The following is a 21,646-nucleotide window of genomic DNA, read 5'->3' on the forward strand; positions in this document are numbered from 1 at the left end:
GTTCTTGTTTTGTTCGTCAAGGCGGGGCAATATCGGTTCACCCAACGAGTCGCGGCGGCGGCCCGGCGGGCTTCATCAGACTTCACCGCGGCCGGCGCGGTTTTCTGTGGTCGGTTGCGCCTCGCGCATGTCGCAAACGGCGCGTTCCGGCCTATGTTAAGGGACCTCCGACAGCTCGATCCCATGCCCAAGCCAGCCAAATCCGCCTCCGCGAAAGGGGCGCTCGACGATATGTTCGACAAGAACCGCCTCGCCGACCCCAATGCGCGCGTGATCGCGATCCGCGGCGCGCGCGAGCACAACCTGAAGAACGTCGATCTCGTCATTCCCCGCGACAAACTCGTGGTGTTCACGGGGCTTTCGGGCTCTGGCAAATCCTCGCTCGCCTTCGACACGATCTATGCGGAAGGACAGCGGCGCTATGTCGAGTCGCTGTCGGCCTACGCCCGCCAGTTCCTCGAAATGATGCAGAAGCCTGACGTCGACCAGATCGACGGGCTCTCGCCGGCGATCTCGATCGAGCAGAAGACGACGTCGAAGAATCCGCGCTCGACCGTCGGCACCGTCACCGAGATCCACGACTATATGCGCCTGCTCTGGGCGCGCGTCGGCGTGCCCTATTCGCCCGCCACCGGCCTGCCGATCGAAAGCCAGACGGTCAGCCAGATGGTCGACCGCGTGCTGGCCCTGCCGGAGAAGACGCGGCTGTTCCTGCTCGCGCCCGTGGTGCGCGGCCGCAAGGGCGAATACCGCAAGGAAATTGCGGAGTGGCAGAAGAAGGGTTTTCAGCGCCTCAAGGTCGACGGCCAGTTCTACGAGATCGCCGACGCGCCCGCGCTCGACAAGAAATTCAAGCATGACATCGACGTGGTGGTGGACCGCATTGTCGTGCGCGTCGATATCGCCGCGCGCCTGTCGGAAAGCTTCGAGACCGCGCTCGAACTCGCCGACGGCATCGCGGTGATCGAATATGCCGACGAGAAAGACGCGAATGGCGACGCGAAGCGCACCCTATTCTCGTCGAAGTTCGCCTGCCCCGTCTCCGGCTTCACCATTCCCGAGATCGAGCCAAGACTGTTCTCGTTCAACAATCCGTTCGGCGCCTGTCCGACCTGCGACGGCCTCGGTCATGAGATGACCATCGATCCCGGGCTTGTTGTTCCCGACGAGTCGGTGACGGTGCGCGGCGGCGCGATCGCGCCGTGGTCGAAATCGACCTCGCCTTACTACGGCCAGACGCTGGAAGCGCTGGCGCGCAAATACAAGTTCAAGATGACCGCGAAATGGTCGGAGCTGGCCAAGGACGTGAAGAAGGCGATCCTCTACGGCACCGGCGAGGATGAGGTGCGCTTCTCCTATGACGATGGCATGCGCGCCTATGAGGTGAAGAAGCCGTTCGAGGGCGTCATCACCAATCTCGAACGACGCTACAAGGAAACGGAAAGCGACTGGGCGCGCGAGGAAATCGGGCGCTATATGAGCGAGACGCCCTGCGCCGCTTGCAAGGGCGCGCGCCTCAAGCCCGAGGCGCTGGCGGTCAAGATCGCCAAGCTGAATGTCAGCGAAGCCTCGCAATTCTCGGTGCGCGACGCCCTGCCCTGGTTCGAGACGCTGCCGGCAAAGCTCAACGACAAGCAGAACGAGATCGCGACGCGCATCCTGAAAGAAATCCGCGATCGCTTGCGCTTCCTGCTCGATGTCGGGCTTGAATATCTCACGCTGGCGCGCGCGTCGGGCACGCTGTCCGGCGGCGAGAGCCAGCGCATCCGGCTGGCGTCGCAGATCGGCTCCGGCCTCACAGGCGTGCTCTATGTGCTGGACGAGCCATCGATCGGCCTGCATCAGCGCGACAATGAGCGCCTGCTTGGCACGCTCCGAAGGCTGCGTGATCTCGGCAACAGCGTCGTTGTCGTGGAGCATGACGAGGATGCGATCCTGCAGGCGGATTACGTCGTCGATGTCGGCCCCGGCGCCGGCGTGCATGGCGGCAAGATTATCGCGCAGGGCACGCCCGGCGAGGTGATGGCCAATCCGAAATCGCTCACCGGCAAATATCTCACGGGCGAAATGACGGTGCCGACGCCGCCGCAGCGGCGCAAACCGCAGAAGGGCCGCACGCTGAAGATCAAGGGCGCGCGCGGCAACAATCTCAAGAATGTCGATGTGGAGATTCCGCTCGGCCAGTTCGTCTGCGTCACCGGCGTGTCCGGCGGCGGAAAATCGACGCTGACGATCGACACGCTCTACAAGGCCGCCGCGAAGCGTCTCAACGGCGCGCTCGAACATCCGGCGCTCCATGACCGGATCGAAGGGCTCGAACATCTCGACAAGGTGATCGACATCGACCAGTCACCGATCGGGCGCACGCCGCGCTCGAATCCCGCGACCTATACCGGCGCCTTCACGCCGATCCGCGAATGGTTCGCGCAATTGCCCGAGGCGAAGGCGCGCGGCTATCAGCCCGGCCGCTTCTCCTTCAACGTGAAAGGCGGCCGCTGCGAAGCCTGTCAGGGCGACGGCGTCATCAAGATCGAGATGCACTTCCTGCCCGACGTCTATGTCACCTGCGACGTGTGCAAGGGCAAGCGTTACGACCGCGAGACGCTTGAGGTGAAATATCGGGAGAAGTCGATCGCCGACGTGCTCGATTCAACCGTGGAAGAGGCGAAGGAGCTGTTCAAGGCGGTGCCTTCGATCCGCGAGAAGATGGAGACGCTGGCGCGCGTCGGCCTCGATTATATCCATGTCGGGCAGCAGGCGACCACGCTCTCAGGCGGCGAAGCGCAGCGCGTGAAGCTGTCGAAGGAATTGTCGAAGCGCGCGACAGGCCGCACGCTCTACATCCTCGACGAGCCGACCACCGGCCTGCATTTCCATGACGTGAAGAAGCTCATGGAGGTGCTGCATGAGCTGGTCGATCAGGGCAACACGGTGGTGGTGATCGAGCACAATCTCGAAGTCATCAAGACAGCGGACTGGATCATCGATCTCGGCCCCGAAGGCGGCGATGGCGGCGGCGAGATCGTGGCTGTGGGAACGCCTGAAGAAGTGGCGCGCAATCCGAAGAGCCACACCGGGCGATTTTTGAAGGACGTGCTGGCGAAGGCGAAAGCTGGAGTGAAGAAACAGGCGGCGGAGTGAGGATGATCAGGCCGCCGCCTTCGAGGCGAGGCCGCGATATGCCTCTGCTATCAATGTGATCTGGAAAGCAGAAAACATCGCGTCCGCCCATGAAATGAGAAAGGCGGCGAAATACATCGGGCGTGACACTTGTCTCAACGCGCCGACATTGAACGGATCGGAATCCGAATTCCAGACGACTGCAAGCCAGCCGAGATACGCGAATTGCGCGGCCGCGATCAGCGCCAGCAGGAGAGCCAGCCGGACGGCATTCCCTTTCAAAAGCGGAACAATGTTTTTTATTTGAGCTTCTCCGGCCTCGAGAACGCCACAAACAATGAAGGTGAAAAGCCAGCCGAGAGGCCGGAGAAGAAACGGAGCTGCGGCGGCAAGGCGGTAAGAGAAAATGAAAATCGACATATCGGCCGCGTCCGCGCCATAGCGTTCGACAAAGAATGAGACGATAAAATTCGGCGCGAAGCTCAAGCTCCAGTTAGCAAGCGTGACAAAAGCCGACAGGCACGCAGCGATCGAGATCGCGCGCCGCACATTCGGACGGCGCGCGGCTTGCCGCGTGGGATCGGCGAGCGTTATGTACAAGATTGCGACAGTGAAAAACGCATCAACAATCAGACCCATCAGCAGCGAAAAAAGACTTACGACATAATGGTGTCTGTCGACGTTTGGTCCCCAGCTTGTCGCATATGTTGTGTCGACAGGCCAAACGAGATCGTCCGGGAATGCCCGGACATACAATACCATGATCGCGCAAGAGGCGGCGGCGCAGCAGGCTGATGCGGACAAGATCGCCCGGCGGTCAACCCAAATGCGTCGCGCCGCCAAGTCGACAAGTTTGAAAATATCGATGCGCCTTGCCGTCATAACCAGCGTCCGCGAGCTGAAATACTTGCAAAGAATTCGCAGGAGATTCTGCGCGACGAAAAAACACCACGTCAAGCAGAGTGCGTGAATGCGTGTGCGTTGAGCGTCAAGACCTGTGGCTTACAGGTCTGAGAGTCACGCGGAACGTTTTGCTGCTTTTGCCGTGAGGGAATGAGCAAGCTACAGTGGAATGAGGCGGGCCAACCTGATTGGCGCACCCCTCACCACACCACCTTCACCTCAAACGCCGTGAATGCCGGATCGGCCGTCACGAGCGTCATGTCGTCGAGCATCGCCTGCGCCGCGAGGATGCGGTCGAAGGGATCGCGGTGATCGCCCTCCAGAAATCCGGCGCGTCGCCCGTGCTCCAGCGTGACGGAGAGAGGCTCAAAGCCTTCAGCCGCGATCACCTCCGGCATGCGCTCGGCAACTCCAGCGGCCTCCACCCATCGGCCCGCCCGGACCTTCGTTGCAATCTCCCAGGCGCTCGCGGCGCTGATGAACACCTGGTTGTCGCCATCGGCGATCAAGGCCTGAGCGGACGGAGAGAGGCGCGAATTCTCGGCCGCCCACCAGATGAAGGCGTGCGTATCAAGCAGCAGCCTCATTCGTCGCCGCGGCCTTCCCAAAGCTTGAGTTCATCCTCCGGAAGGGGATCGAAGAAGAAGCTGTCCGGCGGCACGGGAAAGACGCCGGCGAACCGCCCCGGCGTTCTTCGCTTCGGCGGCTGCGGCTGCAGCGGGGCCAGCCTCGCGACAGGCGTCTTGCCGCGGGCGATAATGATCTCCTCGCCGGCCTCTGCGCGGGCTATGAGCCTGGAGAAATTCGTCTTCGCGTCGTGGATGGTCACCGTCTCCGACATGCGGGCCTCCGGATTGTAAGGCTTAGCTAAGAACCGGCATGGGCTTAGTCAAGTTAGTCCATTTCTTTGGAAGCGAGGCATTGCGATCGATCGGCAGCCGCGTTGCGGCATGATCGGCTTCGTTGGTCCGCCAAAGCCCATCTATTGATTCAACCCGCGCCGCTAAGACGTTGCAGATGCAACGTCTTTTTCATGATGAACGCAGCCGTCCCCTTGCCGCGATCCGCGATTTTCCGCCTTCTCGGGCTGGAAATAGGCGATTTGCCCGCGATTCGGCCGATCTGACTGCATTTTCAGCTAGGCCGCCCAATTTCGCCGCTCAAATTGTGAAGAACCGGTGAAGACGATATGCGATTAGCGCATTGCTGATTATAGATATTGGCGCTTCATCCCGATAAGCGCATGGCTTACGTGCACTGCAACGGATTTGAACGAGGTTCGCACCGCGCTGTTCGCGATGGACCTCGTCGAAAAGGAGAACCCGCCATGATCATCGCCACCATCATTCGCAAGATCAACGAATGGACCCGTTATCGTCGCAACATGCGCGAGCTGGTCGGTCTGACCGATCGCGAGCTCGACGATATCGGCATCACCCGCGCTGACATCAACCGCATCGCCTGGGAAGGCGCCCGCGGCTAAGTCGGCCCCACAGAATAGCGCCTGAGCCATTCGCTCGGCGCTTCGGATCGGCGGCTCGTCTCCTCCTCCCCTAGAGCTTCCGGTCCGCGCAACGCCCGCCCCTCCCGGCGGGCGTTTGCCTTTTCAGGCCGCGACGGCCAGACGTTCGGCCAGATCGAAGTCGATCGTCGCCTGGGCCGGCTCGCCGGCGGCGGTCGCTTCATATCCCCTGACGCGCAGCATTCCCAAGGCCGGGTCCGCCTCGACTGCGATCCGCGTGAAGACATTCAGGATCGGTGGGCGCACCCAATCGAACGGCGATCGGGACGAAGGCGCCGCCTCATCAAGAGCCGTTGTGCGTTCGCTGTTGTTGGAAGCCGCCTCGCGGAATGTCCCGCCGCAGGGCCGCGGCTCCCAGAATCCCGCGTGGCCGCCTGGCCGGAAAGCATTCGCCGTCGCGCCCGGCGAGCGCAGGACGCGGGCGCTCCGTTCTTCCTTTTCGACGACAAACACTTCGTCCGCACGGCAGCCGACGAGAGTGAAGATGCAAGGCCGCGCGATCGGCGTCGCAACCAGCAGATCGATCGCGTCCCCAATGGTTTCGCACTCATCGAAGACGCGGCGGAGCAGATGGATTCCCGGCATGTCCCGCGCGCTGACGAGGGTCTTCGCGCCGTTGAGCGCGAAATCGGCGACGCGAAGCCATTCGCCCCGGGTTCGCCGATAGAGCGGCGCCTGATTGAGCGCGGCGGCGAAACGTCCAGGCGCCATCGCTGTGAGCACGCCGACGGCGCCCGGCCAGGTCACGTTCCAATAATCGCCGGCGCGACCGCGCATGGCCACGACTTGCGCCGTCTCGCCCAGACCGGGAAATGGCCAATCCAGCGTGCGAAACAGGCGCGCTCCGCCCTGACCATTGGCGAGGCCAAGGGTGGTGCAGCCCCATTCATAGCTCGTATTGATGCTGACCACGCCGGGCTCGCCCAGCAGGCGCGCCATGGCGAACACCTCTTCCCGATAAGGGGACGCGTTGCGGCGCAGCCACCAGCTATTCACCGCCTCTGCAAACGGCGCCAGCGGCCGCGCAGCCGCGGGAAACCACTCCAGCGTCTGGCGTCTCAGGGCGAGCGCCGTTTCACGCTCCGCCTCGAGATGGCCAACCACGCCGCGGCGGGTCGCGTCGAAGATCGGGATCGTCCGCATGTCGAGCCTCCACCGACTGACCATCAATCTATTTGAACATTGTTCAAAAGTCAACTTCGTGGATAATCCGGCGCCGGGCCGGCCGGAGATCGCAGCCGACTGCGCGGCGATTGCGGTCTTCCGTCTGCGGGCTTAATCACCCGCCATGTCAAAATATGAGCCCATCCACATCATCGGCGGCGGCATGGCCGGCTCGGAGGCCGCCTGGCAGGCGGCTGAAGCTGGCGTTCCCGTCATTCTGCACGAGATGCGTCCCGTCCGCGGCACCGACGCGCACAAGACCGACGGGCTGGCCGAACTCGTCTGCTCCAACTCCTTCCGCTCTGACGATTCCGAGACCAACGCGGTCGGGCTGCTGCACGCCGAAATGCGAAAGCTCGGCTCTCTCATCATGGCGCAGGGCGACGCCCATCAGGTGCCCGCCGGCGGCGCGCTTGCGGTCGACCGCGACGGCTTCTCCGCCGCGGTGACGCGCGCGCTTGAAGCTCATCCGTTGATTCAGATCGCTCGCGAAGAGATTCCGGGACTGCCGCCAAGCGATTGGGATTCCGTCATCATCGCGACCGGCCCCCTCACCTCGCCTGATTTGGCGGCGGCGATCGGCGGCCTCACCGGCGAGAAGGAGCTCGCCTTCTTCGACGCCATCGCGCCGATCGTGCATCGCGACTCGATCGACATGACGAAGGCCTGGATGCAGTCGCGCTATGACAAGGCGGGGCCCGGCGGCACGGGCGCCGACTACATCAACTGCCCGCTCTCGAAGGAGCAGTACGAAGCCTTCGTCGACGCGCTCATCACGGGCGACAAGACCGACTTCAAGGAGTGGGAGGGCACGCCTTATTTCGACGGCTGCCTGCCGATCGAGGTGATGGCGGAGCGCGGCCGCGAGACGCTGCGCCATGGCCCGATGAAGCCGGTCGGCCTCACCAACGCCCATCAGCGCGATGTGAAGCCCTACGCCGTCGTCCAGCTGCGCCAGGACAATGCGCTGGGCACCCTGTTCAACATGGTCGGCTTCCAGACCAAGCTGAAATATGGCGCGCAGGCCGAGACCTTCCGGATGATCCCCGGCCTCGAGCAGGCCGAGTTCGCGCGGCTCGGCGGCATCCATCGCAACACCTTCCTGAATTCGCCGAAGCTGCTCGACGGGACGCTGCGCCTGAAGGCCATGCCTCGCCTGCGCTTCGCCGGCCAGATCACGGGCTGCGAAGGCTATGTCGAAAGCGCCGCCGCCGGGCTGATGGCGGGCCGCTTCGCCGCCGCCGAGCGGCTGGGCCGCGCCTTCACGGCCCCGCCGGCGGAGACCGCCCATGGCGCGCTCCTCAATCACATCACCGGCGGACATATCGAATCGATCGATGCGGGGCCGCGCTCGTTCCAGCCGATGAATGTGAACTTCGGGCTCTTCCCGCCTCTGACCGAACCGGTGCGCGGCGACGCCGGCGAGAAATTGCGCGGGCCGGCGAAATCCGTCGCGAAGAAAAAGATGCTGACGCGGCGCGCGCTCAAGGCGCTCGAAGGCTGGATCGATTCCACGGCTCAACAGCCGATCGCGGCGGAATAAGCGGAGCGCGATTCAACGCGCGCTCGTTAACGCGCGTCGTCAATCTCTTAATTCCGTCGCGTGATGAATTTCATCACGCAACGAGATGCGACGCGAAAAATGACGCGCATTCGCCTTGATTGAATCGCCTCGCACACAGATTCGCCGCAAGTGTTTCATGCGTGTTTCGTCGCTGCGAAACGGACGGAACAGCCATTCGGAATAATCATGGAAAATTGTGTGGCGTCGCACATTCGTGTCGCATTCGCAGGTCTAAATGGCGCTCCAACAGATCGACGCAAACGCGTCGCGTCACCTCTGAAGGACAACCGCCATGTTCATCATCAACATCATCCGCAAGATCAACGAATGGACCCGCTATCGTCGCACGGTTCGCGAGCTGTCGACGCTCACGGAGCGCGAGCTCAAGGATATCGGCCTGCAGCACGGCGATATCGAGCGCATGGCCTGGGAAGTGCGGAGATAACCCCTTGCAGTAGCGGCGTACGATACGCGAATTTTCGCCTCGTCCGCTTCGGAAGCGCCCGCCATCTGGCGGGCGTTTCCGTTTTTGGAGCAGCAGAGTCTCCGAGGGAACAGACAGCGCGCTTCAGATCACGCCGCATTTTGATTGAATCAATCAAAATGCGGGACCGTGATCGATTCCAGAAGTTTAGAGCATGGCTCTTGCGAAAAACCGGTTCCCACTTTTTCGCGCCATGCTCTAGATGCGCCCACGCCACAGACTCCACATCTTTCTGAAAGGCGACAATTCGACGACAGCGCGCAAGGGATCATCGCTTCGCCGCTCCATCGCGTTGATATAGGGCTCAGCGAGCGCAGCCGCTGCGCAGGCGATCACGACCGGCTTCGCATGCGGCGCTTGCGCGCGATAATTTTCGAGATGAAGGCGCGCGACGCCGCGCAGATCGCGCAGCGCGCCAACAAGACCCGGGCCGCCGCGCCCGGCGACAATATCGTCGCGCGTCACGCCATGGCGATCGAGAATTTCCTTCGGCACATAGACCTGACCACGACGCGCATGCCAGGGCAGCGAGCGCATGAGGCCGACAAGCGCGTAGGCGACGCCGGCATGGCCGACCGCATCGGCGCCGCCGGGATCCTCGCCCTTCGCGATCACGAGCGAGGCGAGCCGCATCAGCGCCGACGACGTTTCGCCGCAATAGCCTTCGAGCTGCGCGAGCGAAGGCATGGGATCGTCGTAGAGATCGAATGTGCGGGCGTCGATCAGATCGATCAGCGCCTTCACCGGCAGATGAAAGCGCGCAACCGTATCGAGCAACGCTGCGGCGACAGGATGCGCCGAAGCGTCGCCGCGCGCTTCGCCGGCAAGCGCGTCGCGCCACCATTGATGCCTGATCTCGCCAGGCATCGGATCGCTCGCCTGCGCGCGCACCCGCGCGACCTCGTTGCTGAAAGCGTAGAGCGCGAAGAGATGCGGGCGAGCCTCAGCAGGCGCGAATAAAGTCGCGCGCCAGCGATCATCGTCCTCGTCGCGCACAAGCTTTTCGCAATGGGCATAGGCGGCGGCGAGAGCGTCCGATTTCAACATGTTGCTCATACGGCCGTCGCCGTTTTGATGCACATCTGCTCCGGGCAATTGTTGAGAAAGATTCTGCGATCGCGCCGATACACAGACGCGCCCTCTCCCCCCTTGTGGGGGAGAGCTGGAGAGGGGGGTGAGGCGTGCTCAGGGCGGCCGTGATCGGACGCTTGCACACCCCCCTCCCTCACCCTCCCCCACAAGGGGGGAGGGAAGCGGAAAGGCTCAGTCTCATTGAGGGAATTAGGCGAGCGCAGAATTCTCATCTCAACGAAGCGCATGCGCCGCCATCACACCGCGATCAGCGCGGCCGCGACGCGCCGGTTCTCCGCCAGCAAAACGTTGTAAGTGCGCGCGGCCGCCGCCGTCGTCATGGCGTCGACGCCGATGCGCGCGTCGCGGAAGGTCCAGCGCAATTCTTCCGGCAGAAACGCGGGATCGCGGCCGGTCCCGATCAGCAGGAGTTCAATACGCTCCGCTTCGGCGAGCACGGGCGCGAATGCGGAAACCGTGAAATCAGCGGCGCGCGCGACATCCCATGCGCGCATGCTCGAGGGAAGCGCGAGGATCGAGCCGCGATGGCTCATTTCGCCGAAGCGGAAACCGCCATCGCCATAGGCGTCGATCGGATACTGGCCGGGGAGGAAGCCCCTGCCCCGCAGCGAATCCTCGTCGCCCGGCATACTCAGGCCGCGGGCTTCGCCCGCACCTTGGCGGCGCCGGCCGGCTCCGCCGGCGTCGGTTCGCGCATGTCGATCGCGCGGATGCCGAGATAGATCAGCACCGGCGATGAGATGAAGATCGCGGAATAGGTGCAGATCGCGACGCCAGTGAGCATCACGATGGCGAAGCCCTCGATGGTGCGGCCGCCGAAAATCACCAGCGCCAGCAACGACAGCGCCGCCGTGGTCGCCGTCATCGCGGTGCGCGACATGGTGGAGTTGACGGAGAGATCGAGCAGCTCCTCGACCGGCATTGTCTTGTAACGCCGCAGGAGCTCGCGCGTGCGGTCGAACACGACGACAGTCTCGTTGAGCGAATAGCCGACGATGGTCAGGATCGCCGCGATCGAGGTCATGTTGAATTCGACGCGCGAAATCACGAAGAAGCCCATGGTCAGCACGATGTCGTGCATGGTGCCGATGATGGCGCCGACCGCGAAATTCATCTCGAAGCGCAGCCAGAGATAGATCATCACGGACAGGATCGAGAGCACGACGCCGAGCGTGCCAAGCTGCACCAGTTCGCCGGAGACGCGCGGACCGACAGTTTCGACGCGCTGGAAATCATAATCCTTCTCGAGCACGCCGCGCGCCTTGGCGACGAGCGCGTTCTGCGCCTGATCGCCGCCGGGCTGGAGCGGAATGCGCAAGGACACGCCGCCCTTGTCACCGAATTCCTGCACCTCGACCTCGCCGGCGTTCAGCCCCTGCGCGATCTGACGCACGGCGCCGACATCGGCCTTGCCTGATTTCGCCTGCACCTCGATCAAGGTGCCGCCGGTGAAGTCGATGCCGAGATGCAGCCCGTGATAAAGAAACAGGGCGACGATCACGACGGAGAGCGTCGCGGAGAAGGGAAAGCTGAAACGGCGGAACCGGACGAATCCGAAATTCATGCCGTCGGGAACAAGGCGCAGAAGCTTCATGATAGTTCTCCGCGCTAGAGCATGGCGCGAAAAGTGGGAACCGGTTTTTCGCAAAAGCCATGCTCTAGACCTTTGGAATCGATCACGTTCCCGCACTTTGATTGAGTCAATCAAAGTGCGGCGTGATCTAGAACGGCATCGTCTTCGGCCGCATCCACTGATACCAGAGCGCGATCATCATGCGCGTCATGGTCACGGCGGTGACGACGGTGGTGAGAATGCCGAGAACGAACACCACGGCGAAACCCTTCACCGGGCCCGTTCCCATGATCATGAGAATGAGCGCGGCGATCGCCATGGTGGAGTTCGAATCCATGATGGTGGCGAAAGCGCGGTTGAAGCCCGCGTCGATCGCCGAGGGGATGGTGCGGCCGAGCTTCGCCTCCTCGCGGATGCGTTCATAGATCAGCACGTTGGCGTCGACCGCGGTGCCGATGGTGAGCACGATGCCGGCGATGCCGGGCAAGGTCAGCGTCGCGCCGATCAGCGACATCAGCGCGATGATCATGAGGACGTGGATCAGCAGCGCCACATTGGCGATGACGCCGAACACGCCATAGCTGATCAGCATGAAGACGCAGACGAGAATGGCTGCGACATAGCTCGCGGTCTTGCCGGCGTCGATTGAATCCTGGCCCAGGCCCGGACCGACGACGCGCTGTTCGACGACAGTCAGCGCCACCGGCAGCGCGCCGGAGCGGAGCTGCACGGCGAGATCGTTCGCCTGCTTGGCGTCGAAATTGCCGGTGATCTGGCCCTGCCCGCCGGTGATCGGCGACTGCACCGTCGGCGCGGAGATGACGCGCTTCTCTTCGACGCCGCCGGGCTTCTTGTCCTTCAGCACGATGGCGAGGCGGCGATAGAGACCCTTCGTCGTCGCTTCGCCGAAGGCGCGCGCGCCCTTGATGTTGAAGCGGAAGTTGAGGAGCCAGCCGCCGCGCTGGCTGTCCGGCGCCGCCTGCGCGTCGGTAAGGTCGTCGCCCTTCACGATGACGTTCTTCTCGATCGTGATCGTCGCGCCCTGCCCGCCCTCGGGATAGGAGACGACTTCGGTGTCAGCCGGATTGGCGCCGGGCTCGGCGACGAAGCGGAATTCGAGCTCCGCCGTCTGGCCGACGAGATCGATGATCTCCTGCGCGTTGGTCACGCCGGGCACCTGCACCAGCACGCGGTCGAAGCCCTGGCGCTGGATGTTCGGCTCGGTCACGCCGCTCGGATCGATGCGCTTGCGGATGACTTCGATCGAGCGGCTGACCGCATTGCCGATGCGCTCGTTCACGCCGGCGTCAGTGATCGCGATCTGGATCGCGCCACCATCGCCTTCGGTCAGCGTGTAAGGCGCCTGCGCCGCCGTCGCGATCAGCGCGTTGGGCTGAATGAGCTCGCGCAGGCGCGGCATGATGCGCGCGCGCGCCGCAGCGTCAGGCACGCGGAACGAGACGCCGCGGCCCTGCAGCGTGATGCCGCCGCCAAGCGCGACGCCTTCACGCCGGAACAGCTCGCGCACATCGTTGCGGAGCTGCTCGGCCGCCTGGCGGATGATCGACTGCGAATCGAGCTCAAACAGAAGATGCGCGCCGCCCTGGAGATCGAGGCCAAGCGGCATCGCCTTGTGCGGCACGAAAATCTGCAAGGCGGCTGGAATGCGCTTCTGAACCGCGTCGCGCGTCTCCTTGCTCCAGAGATTCGGCCAGGCGAACAGAATGGCGCCCAACGCGAGCAGGATGACGCCTGCGGTCTTGAGCGGCGAAGTTCGAAACATCCCAAATATCCGTCGTCTGAAGTCTTGAAGACTTTAAGACTTCACAGGCTCGCCCTTGGCGCGCACGTCAGAGATCATGCCGCGCGCGGCGCGGACCCTGACATTATCGGCGATTTCGATCTCGATCTCGTTGTCGTCGACCACCTTCGCGACCTTGCCGATCAGGCCGCCGGACATCACCACCGTGTCGCCCCGGCGCACATTCGTGATCATGTCGCGGTGATCCTTCTGGCGCTTCTGCTGCGGCCGGATGATCAGGAAATACATGATCACGAAGATCAGCACGAACGGCATCAACTGGATCAGGACGTCGCCGCCGAAAGGCGAGCCGCCGGCCGTTTGCGCAAAAGCGGGGGTGAACACGAAGCCTCCTCGGGCTGTAGCGGGACTTGAGAACACAGGCCGGGCGGCCGGGGTTTCCCGACGCGCCCGGCGCAAAATCGCGCGGAATATAGCCGCCGCCCCCCTGAAAGCAACGGCCGATCCTCCGGCGCTCGATCGGACGCCGCCGGCTCAGGATGGGATTTTGCTCCTGCGCCCTCGACACGCCCGTCATGACTTGACGCAGGCCAAGCGCCTGCGCGTTAAGGCCAGCCCGCCTCTTTCGCGCGGCGGAGCATCACAGGCCGGCGCATGTCCCTCGATCCCAGCACCCTCGCCCTTCTCACGCGCATCGCCGATGCGCTGGAGCGCGCCGCGCCCGCGAAGGCCGGCGCGGTCGACATCGCCGCGGCCGATGCTTTCGTCTGGCATCCGGCTCCGCCCCGGCTTCAGCCCGTGCCCAAGGTCAATCGCGTCGCGCTACCGCTTCTCAAGGGCATCGACCGGGTGCGTGATCAGTTGATCGACAACACGCTGCGCTTCGCCCGCGGCCTTCCCGCCAACAACGCGCTGCTCTGGGGCGCGCGCGGCATGGGCAAATCATCGCTGGTGAAGGCGGCGCAGGCGACCGTGAACGCAGCGATCGCAGCCGAAGGGCTGAAGCCGATGAAGCTGATCGAAATCCATCGCGAGGATATCGAGAGCCTGCCCGCGCTGATGGCGATCACGCGCCATGATCCGCACCGCTTCATCATCTTCTGCGACGACCTCTCCTTCGACGCTGACGACACATCGTACAAGTCGCTGAAAGCTGTGCTTGAAGGCGGCATCGAGGGTCGCCCCGACAATGTCATCTTCTACGCCACGTCCAACCGCCGGCACCTGCTTCCAAGAGACATGATGGAGAATGAGCGCTCGACGGCGATCAATCCCGGCGAAGCGGTCGAGGAGAAGGTGTCGCTGTCAGACCGCTTCGGCCTCTGGCTCGGATTCCACAAATGCAGCCAGGACGAATATCTCGACATGGTGTTCGGCTACGCCGAGCATTTCGCGCTCGATCTCGGCGACCGCGACACGATCCGCGCCGAAGCGCTGGAATGGGCGACGACGCGCGGCTCGCGCGCCGGCCGCACCGCCTGGCAATATATCCAGGATCTCGCCGGCCGGCAGGGCAAAAGGCTCGACGCATGAACATCGCAGCGCGACTCCTCGCGCTGTTTTTCCTCACGGCAGGCGGCGTCGCGACAGCCTGCGCGCAGGATGCGCGGCCGGAGAATTGGAGCGCGGTCAAATGCGAGCGCTACTCCAAGGCGTGGCGGGAGGCGCTTACGCGACTTGGCACGCGCGGATTGGGTCAGGAATTCCTCGATCGCCACGAAACGTTTCTCGCCTCCCGATGCGAGGGCCCGCACGATGTCTGCCCGCGCTCCGCGGAAGAGCTTAAACTTGCGAACATCATGGTCGTGCGCGCGATGAATGCGGGAACCGCAAGCACATTTCCGCCATTCGGTTGCGCTAACTAGGAGCGATCCTCCACATCGCTGCGGAAGGCCGCCATGAGCGCCAGCGCCCTCGAGCTTTTCGAACTGCAAATCCGCTATATTCTCGACGATGATCGCGACGCCCAGCTCGCGCTCCTCGCCGATGATTGCGTCTGGGAGTTCCCTTTCGCCGGAGACGACAGGCCGCGAAAGATCGTTGGTCGCGACGAATTCGCGCAGGTGATGAAGCCGCTCTGGGAAGCGGCGCGCCGCGCGAACATCGGCCGTCTCTCCTATATGCCGCTGACGATTCACGAAACCGCGGATCCCGATCTCATCATTGCTGAATTCGAGTTTGGAGCCGGCGGACACAGCCTGATTTTTGTGCAGGTCTTTCGCACGCGGAACGGAAAGATCGCGCATGTCAGGGAATATGCAGATTATGCCGGCCGCGCGCGCCTGATGGCGCGCAATGTGGAATCAGCGACGCAATAGCGCGCGCGTTTGCCGCAGGGAACCTGAGCGAGCACTCGGCGTTCCCGCTCTGAGAGCGAGCGCGCCGCCCCACGTGGCGGCGCGCAATCTTGAATCGCCAAAACCGCTATCGCCATGCCGTCGAAAACCGCCGCTCTGCTGGCCCTGCCCTGCTTTCTCCTGTCGTCATGCGCCGAGCGCCATCCCTACAACACAGTCGAGGTCGCGAAGACCTCGATGCGCGGCCTCAGCGAACAGGATGTAAGAATGTGCGCCGGCTTTCCATCGAAGACGTTTGACAGCGGCAAGACGAGCGTCTGGAGCTATGAGATGGAACAGAGGTCAGGCGGCGTGACGCTCGGCGCTCCCGTGATGTTCGGCATCGCCAATACTTCTTTGTCATTGTCGTCGAACGGCTATTGCAGAGTCCAGTTCCTGTTCGTCGACGGCAAGGTCGATCAGGTCAGCTACGCCGGCGACAGCGACACGCCGCGCGGCAAGGACACGCTTTGCACGCCGGTCGTTTCCGGCTGCGTAGGGTATGTCCAGGAAAAGCAGCGATAGGTCAGCGCGCATCGTTCGCCTTCTTTCGCATCTCGCGCACGTCGTAGATATCAAGCGAGAGATCGCCGTGCGATTTCAGAAATCCGTTCAGCACGAAGGCGGCGGCGCCAATGATCGCCGCGCCGCTGATCAGCCATAGCCAGATGAAGCGCGGGAAGAAGGCGCACAACAGAACCACGCCAAGGCCGACAATAATGAAGCCGACATACGCCACGGCGAAGAGGATCCAGCCTTCGCGCCGCGCGGGATAATAGCCGCGGCCGGTCCAATGGCCCCGATGGGGCCGGACAAACCAGATGTGGGGCGGCAGCGGATCGATCATTGCATCAGGTCTTGCAGCCGATCTTCGCGATCTCGACGCGGCGATTTTTCGTGCGGCCGACATCAGTCGCATTGTCAGCGAGCGGCTGCGCCGCCGAAGCCATCACCGCCAAGCCGGCGCAGGGCGCGACCCTCGCCCAATAAGCTTTCAAGATATGAGTCTCACCGTCAACAATGTCCGACTGTGGCGCGCATTTTCGGTCAGGCGCCAGCGGGCGGCTTCACGAAAGTATGAAGGCGGCGGCCGCCCTCTGGTATGCCAATTGCAGCCGGCGGACGTCCCGAGAGGTCCGCCATGTCCCGATTTCCCCTCACCCGCCGGAACGTCCTGAAGCTCGGCGCCTCGGCCGCTCTTCTGCCGCAGGCCCTTCCAGCCGAACTCTTTGCGCAGACGTCTGAGCGCGTGCTGCGTTACGGCATCTCCATGGCCGATATTCCCCTCACCAATGGCCAACCCGACCGCGGCGCAGGGGCCTATCAATTCACCGGTTACACGCTCTACGACCCGCTGGTGGCGTGGGAGATGAATGTCGCGGATCGCCAGGGCAAGCTCGTTCCCGGCCTCGCCACGAGTTGGAGCAGCGATCCCGCGGATCGCAAGCGATGGACGTTCAAGCTGCGCGAAGGCGTCAAATTCCACGACGGCTCGTCCTTCGATGCGGACGCCGTCATTTGGAACTTCGAGAAGGTGCTCAATCCGCAAGCTCCGCATTTCGATCCAAGGCAGTCCTCGCAAGTGCGCACCCGCCTGCCCTCAATCGCGAGCTGGAAGAAGATCGACGCCACGACCGTCGAGGTGATGACCAAGATGGTCGACTCGCTGTTCCCGTTTCAGCTTCTCTGGTTCCTGATCTCAAGCCCCGCGCAGTACGAGAAACTCGGACGCGACTGGGAGAAGTTCGCCTTCGAACCATCCGGCACGGGCCCGTTCAAGCTCGCCAAGCTCACGCCGCGCGAACAATGCGAGCTCGTGCGCAACGCCGATTACTGGAACAAGTCCCGACTGCCGCAGGTCGACAAGCTGATCCTGATCTGCATCCCCGAGACGCTTTCGCGCACCTCCGCGGTGTTGTCGGGATCGGTCGACATCATCGAAGCGCCGGCGCCGGACGCGGTTCCGAAAATCAAGGCGGCCGGGCTCAAGCTCATCGACAATGTCACGCCGCATGTCTGGAATTATCACCCCTCCACGCTGCCGGGGTCGCCCTGGACCGATCTGCGCGTGCGCAAGGCCGCCAATCTCGCGGTCGACCGCAACGGCATCGTCGAATTGCTTGGCGGTCTGGCGAAACCGGCATTCGGACAGGTCGATCCCTCGAGCCCCTGGTTCGGTAAACCGGCATTCAAGCTCGGCTATGATGTCGACGCCGCGCGCAAGCTGATGAGCGAAGCCGGCTACTCCAGATCCAATCCGCTCAAATCTACCTTCCTCGTCTCGAACGGCGGCACCGGCCAGATGCTGTCGCTGCCGATGAACGAGTTCATTCAGCAGAATTTCCGCGACGCTTATATCGACGTCGACTTCAAGGTGGTCGAGCTCGAAGCGCTCTACACGGCCTGGCGTCAGGGCGCGGCGCATGACGCGATGAAGGGGATCGCTGCGAACAACGTCGCCTATGTCACCTCTGATCCGCTCTACGCCTTCGTGCGCTTCTTCCATTCCAACCAGATCGCGCCTGTCGGCGTGAATTGGAGCCACTACAAGAATCCCGTCGTCGACAAGATCATTGACGAGGCGATCAACACCTTCGACGAGACCGCCCAGAACACGCTGATGGCGAAGCTGCATGAAGTGATCGTCGACGACGCCGTTCTGATCTGGGTCGTGCATGACGCCAATCCGCATGTCGCGAACGCCAGGGTAAAGGGCTATGTGCAGGCCCAGCACTGGTTCCAGGACCTGACGACGCTCTCCGCATGACAGCCCAAAAAGAAAACGGCCGCTTCTTGCGAAGCGGCCGTTTTCGATTTCGGACGGGCGCAGGGTCTCGACAAACGTCCGTCCTGATCCCGCTCAGGCTATTCGGGAGCGGCTTGCGAAATCGTGAACGAGCCTGCGTAAATGTTCAGCCGCGCAGCGGCTTCAGCGCCTCGGCCCAGCGATGCAATTCGTCGAGCATCGTCTTGGCGCCCGTCGAGATCAGGTCGTTCGGCTTGAACTTCTTCTCCGCGTCCAGCATGCCGAACACGCCCGGGATCGGAACGCCCTCCGGAATCGGCATCATCTTGAGCGAGGTGAGCATCAGGCGCGCCGGCTGGATCGAGCGCAGGCCGCCGGACACGCCGCCATAGCCGACAAAGCCCACCGGCTTGTAGTTCCACTCCTTGGAGAGATAGGTCACCGCGTTCACGAAGGATGGCGGCGGCGCGTAATTGTACTCGGGCACGACGAACACGAAGGCGTCGGCGGAATCGACGCTCGCCGACCACTTCTTCGTGTGCTCATGCTGATATTTCTGCATGCGCGGATGCTCGGGCTCGTCGAACAGCGGCAGGTTGAAGCTGACGAGGTCGATCAACGACGCGTCGAACTTGCCGTGCTGAACGGCCGCTTCATGAAACCAGGCCCCGACCGCTGGGCCAATGCGCACCGGACGGGTGCTGGTGATGATGGTTTGCAGCTTCAGCGCCATTGTCGTCTCCGCAAGCCGGTTGGAATTCCGGCGGAAAGGCATTAGTTACGGTCTGTAACTGACGCTCATAAAGTAACGGTCGAAACCTTCGCAAGGAGGCACGCGGATGAAACAAACGAACATGGATGTGCCTGACCATCGCAGCGACAACTGCAAATTCGTGAACAGCGTGCTCGCCCGCATCGGCGACAAATGGGCTGTGCTGGTGGTGCGCGTGCTCGGCTTTGGCAGCCTGCGCTTCAGCGAGTTGCAGCGGAAAATCAGCGGAATCTCGCAACGCATGCTGACGCTGACCTTGCGCGGCCTCGAACGCGACGGGCTTGTCAAGCGCACGATCTTCCCGACCGTGCCGCCGCGCGTCGATTACGAGCTGACGCCGCTCGGCCATTCCTTGCTGGAGCCGGTGCGCGCGCTCGGCGACTGGGCTTTCGCCCATCAGGCGCAAATTGTCGCAGCGCGCGAGACGTTCGATCGAGCCGCCGACGAAACGGCCGCGCAGAAAGCAAAACCGCCGCGGATTACGCGGCGGGCTGCTTAGGTCACAAGGAAAGCCCGCTTACTGGAGGTAGCTTGCGGGATCGACCGGCGTCGATCCCTTGCGGATCTCGAAGTGGAGCTGCGGCGAGGACACGTTGCCGCTCTGGCCTGACGTGGCGATAGTCTGGCCGCGCTTCACTGGGTCGCCCTTCTTCACTTTCAGATCGCCATTGTGGGCGTAGGCGGAGACATAACCGTTCGCGTGGCGCACGAGCACGAGATTGCCGTAGCCCTTCAATTCGCTGCCGGCATAGGCGACCGTGCCCTCGTCGGCGGCCTTCACGGGAGTGCCTTCCGGCACGGCGATGTTGATGCCGTCATTGCCGTTGTTGCGGAAGCCCGAGATGATGCGGCCGCGCGCCGGCCAGCGGAAATCGCCGTTGGCGCCTGCGACCGGAGGCACGCTGCCAGTGGTCTGCGGTTCGGTCTTCTCGGCTTTTGGCACCTTGGTTTCGGCGGGCGCCGGCTTTGTCTCCGCGACCTTCACAGTCTCGGGCTTGGCCGGCTTCACTTCCGCCGCCTTCGGCGCGGGCTTCTCATCTTCGTCGTCACTGTCGACCGGCGCGGGCTTCGCCTTCACCGGCTTCGGCTTCTGCGAGTCGGGCTTGGCCGCGACGACCTTCGGCGCATCCTTCGCAGGTTTCGCCGGCGGTTCATCCTTCTTGGCCTGAACGGGATGCGCGGCAGGCTTCGCGGCGGCGACCGGTTGAGGCGCCGGAGCTTGCGCGACAGTCGCGCCATTCGGGCGATAGACCGGAATGGTCAGGCGCGTGCCCGGCGCGACGGCTGCGCCATTCGAGAGGCCGTTCGCCTTGTAGATCGCCTCGGCGGGAACGCCGTAGCGATTGGAGAGCGCATTGACGCTCTCGCCCTGCGCGAGCGTGACCTGGCTGCCGCCGACGGCGGTCCAGCCATTGGCGCCGAAGCCGGTGACGGCCGCGTTCGTGCCCGCGCCCGGACGATTGATGACATTCTGGCCGGCCTGAGCGACTTGCGCGACCTGGGTGTTGGTCGGCGACGGAGGCGGCGGCAGAGCAGCAGTCGCGATCGGCTTCGCCGCGGCGACGCCGGCGTTCTGCTTCGGGATCGAGCCGGTGGTCGACTGGTCGATGCGCGAAGACTGGAAAGGATTGCTGAACGGATTATCCGCGAAGCGTGAACTGTCGGACGAACAGGCGCCCGCAGCCAGGGCGAGCACCGAGACGCTCACCGCGCGGATCAAGGAGCCGCGAAACTCGCACTTACGCAAACCCATGGACGCACCCGACGCAACGCTACCCGTTCGTGCTGAAATAAACCGCAGATCGGTTAAAAGCCCGTTATCAGCTTTGCGCCGGCTTAAGGTTACCCCTGCTTTCATCATGATGATTCAGCGGCGGATTTTCGATCCGGCCGCTCACGAAGCGGAAGGCGGTTAACGTCAGAGCGCGGCTGCGCGATCGGGGATCAGCGGCGAAAAGCTGACCGGCTCATGCAGCGTCTGCTGGGGCTCGCCGCCGGCGGCCGCGCGGGAGAGCACGGCGAGCGATCCGCCGAGAGCCGCAACCATCCGCCCGCCCGGCGCCAGCGTTGCGACCAGCCGCTCCGGCCAGACGCCAAGCCGCCCATTGACGAGGATGCGATCGAACGTCCCCTGCCCCAGGCTCGCGAGCCCGTCGGCGTGCAGCACGGTCGCCTTATCAGGCCCGAACTCCCTGAGCTTGCCCTCCGCCTCGATGGCGAGGCTGCGGAAGCGCTCGGTCGACACCACCTCGCCGCCGAGATGGGCGAGAATCGCCGTGACATAGCCGGAGCCCGTACCGATCTCGAGCACGCGGCAGTTCGCATCGATCCCGGCGAGCGACAGCATGCGCGCGATAACGAGCGGCGAGGTCATGGTCTGGCCGCAGGGCAGCGGCAACGCGATGTCGCGGCGCGCGAGATCGGCGTAGCGGCGCGGCGCGAAACTCTCGCGCGGCACAAGCTCGAAGGCGCGCAACAGCGCGGTGTCGCGATAGCCGCGCTCGCGCAATTTCAGCGTGAAGCTTAAGCGATCGAGCGCTGTGCGGGCGTAAGGCGAGCCTTGTCGCGGCTCTTCTTCGTCGGCCGCGTCGAAGAGATCGGGCATTCG

The 21,646-nt window shown here is 63.4% G+C and carries 24 protein-coding genes; 10 read left to right on the plus strand and 14 right to left on the minus strand.

The genetic code is table 11. The features are described 5' to 3' along the window. The first annotated feature begins 231 nt into the window (after positions 1-231). Positions 232-3,141 carry an excinuclease ABC subunit UvrA gene (gene uvrA, locus L8F45_RS10940; protein WP_342363418.1) on the plus strand — a complete coding sequence of 970 codons (2,910 nt, stop codon included), beginning with the start codon at positions 232-234 and terminating at the stop codon, positions 3,139-3,141. 6 nt (positions 3,142-3,147) lie between these two features. On the opposite strand, the gene L8F45_RS10945 is transcribed toward uvrA, so the two are convergent. The 3 genes from L8F45_RS10945 to L8F45_RS10955 form a co-directional block, all read right to left on the minus strand. After that, entirely contained in the window at positions 3,148-4,002 is an 855-nt protein-coding gene (locus L8F45_RS10945) for a hypothetical protein (protein ID WP_342362899.1), read from the minus strand. A 221-nt stretch (positions 4,003-4,223) separates the two neighbouring features. Then, positions 4,224-4,610, minus strand: a complete 387-nt coding sequence (locus tag L8F45_RS10950; RefSeq protein ID WP_342362900.1) for a type II toxin-antitoxin system VapC family toxin — start codon at positions 4,608-4,610, stop codon at positions 4,224-4,226. Continuing rightward, the gene (locus tag L8F45_RS10955; protein ID WP_342362901.1) at positions 4,607-4,864 is read right to left on the minus strand and encodes a type II toxin-antitoxin system Phd/YefM family antitoxin; all 258 of its coding nucleotides are present in this window, start codon (positions 4,862-4,864) and stop codon (positions 4,607-4,609) included. Before L8F45_RS10955 ends, L8F45_RS10950 begins: the two co-directional genes overlap by 4 nt. Before the next feature lie 486 nt (positions 4,865-5,350). Here L8F45_RS10955 and L8F45_RS10960 point away from each other — a divergent pair, with 486 nt between their 5' ends. Further along, the gene (locus L8F45_RS10960; RefSeq protein WP_342362902.1) at positions 5,351-5,506 is read left to right on the plus strand and encodes a DUF1127 domain-containing protein; all 156 of its coding nucleotides are present in this window, start codon (positions 5,351-5,353) and stop codon (positions 5,504-5,506) included. Positions 5,507-5,629: 123 nt separating this feature from the next. Here L8F45_RS10960 and L8F45_RS10965 read toward each other — a convergent pair whose 3' ends face one another. After that, on the minus strand, positions 5,630-6,688 hold the full coding sequence (locus L8F45_RS10965) for a C45 family peptidase (RefSeq protein WP_342362903.1): 1,059 nt from the start codon (positions 6,686-6,688) through the stop codon (positions 5,630-5,632). A 145-nt stretch (positions 6,689-6,833) separates the two neighbouring features. On the opposite strand from L8F45_RS10965, the gene trmFO reads away from it, so the two are divergent. Next, positions 6,834-8,252 (plus strand): methylenetetrahydrofolate--tRNA-(uracil(54)-C(5))-methyltransferase (FADH(2)-oxidizing) TrmFO, encoded by a 1,419-nt coding sequence (gene trmFO, locus L8F45_RS10970; RefSeq protein WP_342362904.1) that lies wholly within the window; start codon positions 6,834-6,836, stop codon positions 8,250-8,252. A gap of 313 nt (positions 8,253-8,565) precedes the next feature. Beyond that, entirely contained in the window at positions 8,566-8,718 is a 153-nt protein-coding gene (locus tag L8F45_RS10975) for a DUF1127 domain-containing protein (protein WP_342362905.1), read from the plus strand. Positions 8,719-8,955: 237 nt separating this feature from the next. Here the strand turns inward: L8F45_RS10975 and L8F45_RS10980 are convergent, their stop codons facing one another. The 5 genes from L8F45_RS10980 to yajC all read right to left on the minus strand — a co-directional run bounded on the left by L8F45_RS10980 (position 8,956) and on the right by yajC (position 13,568). Continuing rightward, complete coding sequence (locus tag L8F45_RS10980; RefSeq protein WP_342362906.1) at positions 8,956-9,813, minus strand: phytoene/squalene synthase family protein; 858 nt, start codon at positions 9,811-9,813, stop codon at positions 8,956-8,958. Positions 9,814-10,085: 272 nt separating this feature from the next. Next, complete coding sequence (locus tag L8F45_RS10985) at positions 10,086-10,478, minus strand: Mth938-like domain-containing protein (RefSeq protein WP_342362907.1); 393 nt, start codon at positions 10,476-10,478, stop codon at positions 10,086-10,088. 2 nt (positions 10,479-10,480) lie between these two features. Beyond that, on the minus strand, positions 10,481-11,443 hold the full coding sequence (secF, locus tag L8F45_RS10990; RefSeq protein ID WP_342362908.1) for a protein translocase subunit SecF: 963 nt from the start codon (positions 11,441-11,443) through the stop codon (positions 10,481-10,483). A gap of 127 nt (positions 11,444-11,570) precedes the next feature. After that, the gene (secD, locus tag L8F45_RS10995; protein WP_342362909.1) at positions 11,571-13,205 is read right to left on the minus strand and encodes a protein translocase subunit SecD; all 1,635 of its coding nucleotides are present in this window, start codon (positions 13,203-13,205) and stop codon (positions 11,571-11,573) included. 33 nt (positions 13,206-13,238) lie between these two features. Continuing rightward, positions 13,239-13,568, minus strand: coding sequence for a preprotein translocase subunit YajC (yajC, locus tag L8F45_RS11000; RefSeq protein ID WP_342362910.1), 330 nt, complete (start codon positions 13,566-13,568; stop codon positions 13,239-13,241). Positions 13,569-13,838: 270 nt separating this feature from the next. Here yajC and L8F45_RS11005 point away from each other — a divergent pair, with 270 nt between their 5' ends. From L8F45_RS11005 to L8F45_RS11020, 4 genes are all read left to right on the plus strand, one after another. Continuing rightward, positions 13,839-14,717, plus strand: a complete 879-nt coding sequence (locus L8F45_RS11005) for an ATP-binding protein (protein ID WP_342362911.1) — start codon at positions 13,839-13,841, stop codon at positions 14,715-14,717. Continuing rightward, positions 14,714-15,049 carry a hypothetical protein gene (locus L8F45_RS11010; protein ID WP_342362912.1) on the plus strand — a complete coding sequence of 112 codons (336 nt, stop codon included), beginning with the start codon at positions 14,714-14,716 and terminating at the stop codon, positions 15,047-15,049. The genes L8F45_RS11005 and L8F45_RS11010 overlap by 4 nt, the downstream gene beginning before the upstream one ends. Positions 15,050-15,082: 33 nt before the next feature. Next, positions 15,083-15,502 (plus strand): nuclear transport factor 2 family protein, encoded by a 420-nt coding sequence (locus L8F45_RS11015; RefSeq protein WP_342362913.1) that lies wholly within the window; start codon positions 15,083-15,085, stop codon positions 15,500-15,502. 114 nt (positions 15,503-15,616) lie between these two features. Beyond that, positions 15,617-16,045 (plus strand): hypothetical protein, encoded by a 429-nt coding sequence (locus L8F45_RS11020; protein WP_342362914.1) that lies wholly within the window; start codon positions 15,617-15,619, stop codon positions 16,043-16,045. Between the two features lies 1 nt (position 16,046). Here L8F45_RS11020 and L8F45_RS11025 read toward each other — a convergent pair whose 3' ends face one another. Both L8F45_RS11025 and L8F45_RS11030 read right to left on the minus strand, forming a co-directional pair. Then, a complete protein-coding gene (locus L8F45_RS11025) occupies positions 16,047-16,367 on the minus strand; it encodes a hypothetical protein (RefSeq protein ID WP_342362915.1) in 321 nt (106 codons plus the stop codon). A gap of 4 nt (positions 16,368-16,371) precedes the next feature. Beyond that, positions 16,372-16,518, minus strand: coding sequence for an OmpA family protein (locus L8F45_RS11030; RefSeq protein WP_342362916.1), 147 nt, complete (start codon positions 16,516-16,518; stop codon positions 16,372-16,374). Between the two features lie 143 nt (positions 16,519-16,661). Between L8F45_RS11030 and L8F45_RS11035 the strand changes: the two genes are divergently transcribed. Continuing rightward, complete coding sequence (locus L8F45_RS11035) at positions 16,662-18,287, plus strand: ABC transporter substrate-binding protein (protein ID WP_342362917.1); 1,626 nt, start codon at positions 16,662-16,664, stop codon at positions 18,285-18,287. Between the two features lie 145 nt (positions 18,288-18,432). Here the strand turns inward: L8F45_RS11035 and L8F45_RS11040 are convergent, their stop codons facing one another. After that, on the minus strand, positions 18,433-18,999 hold the full coding sequence (locus L8F45_RS11040) for an NADPH-dependent FMN reductase (protein WP_342362918.1): 567 nt from the start codon (positions 18,997-18,999) through the stop codon (positions 18,433-18,435). A 106-nt stretch (positions 19,000-19,105) separates the two neighbouring features. Here L8F45_RS11040 and L8F45_RS11045 point away from each other — a divergent pair, with 106 nt between their 5' ends. Then, the gene (locus L8F45_RS11045) at positions 19,106-19,537 is read left to right on the plus strand and encodes a winged helix-turn-helix transcriptional regulator (protein ID WP_342362919.1); all 432 of its coding nucleotides are present in this window, start codon (positions 19,106-19,108) and stop codon (positions 19,535-19,537) included. A gap of 18 nt (positions 19,538-19,555) precedes the next feature. Here the strand turns inward: L8F45_RS11045 and L8F45_RS11050 are convergent, their stop codons facing one another. Together L8F45_RS11050 and L8F45_RS11055 are read right to left on the minus strand one after the other, a co-directional pair. Beyond that, the gene (locus L8F45_RS11050; RefSeq protein ID WP_342362920.1) at positions 19,556-20,791 is read right to left on the minus strand and encodes a peptidoglycan DD-metalloendopeptidase family protein; all 1,236 of its coding nucleotides are present in this window, start codon (positions 20,789-20,791) and stop codon (positions 19,556-19,558) included. Positions 20,792-20,956: 165 nt separating this feature from the next. After that, entirely contained in the window at positions 20,957-21,643 is a 687-nt protein-coding gene (locus L8F45_RS11055; protein ID WP_342362921.1) for a protein-L-isoaspartate O-methyltransferase family protein, read from the minus strand. Between the last annotated feature and the right edge of the window lie 3 nt (positions 21,644-21,646).

This window comes from Terrirubrum flagellatum (genome assembly GCF_022059845.1).
GTDB lineage: Bacteria > Pseudomonadota > Alphaproteobacteria > Rhizobiales > Beijerinckiaceae > Terrirubrum > Terrirubrum flagellatum.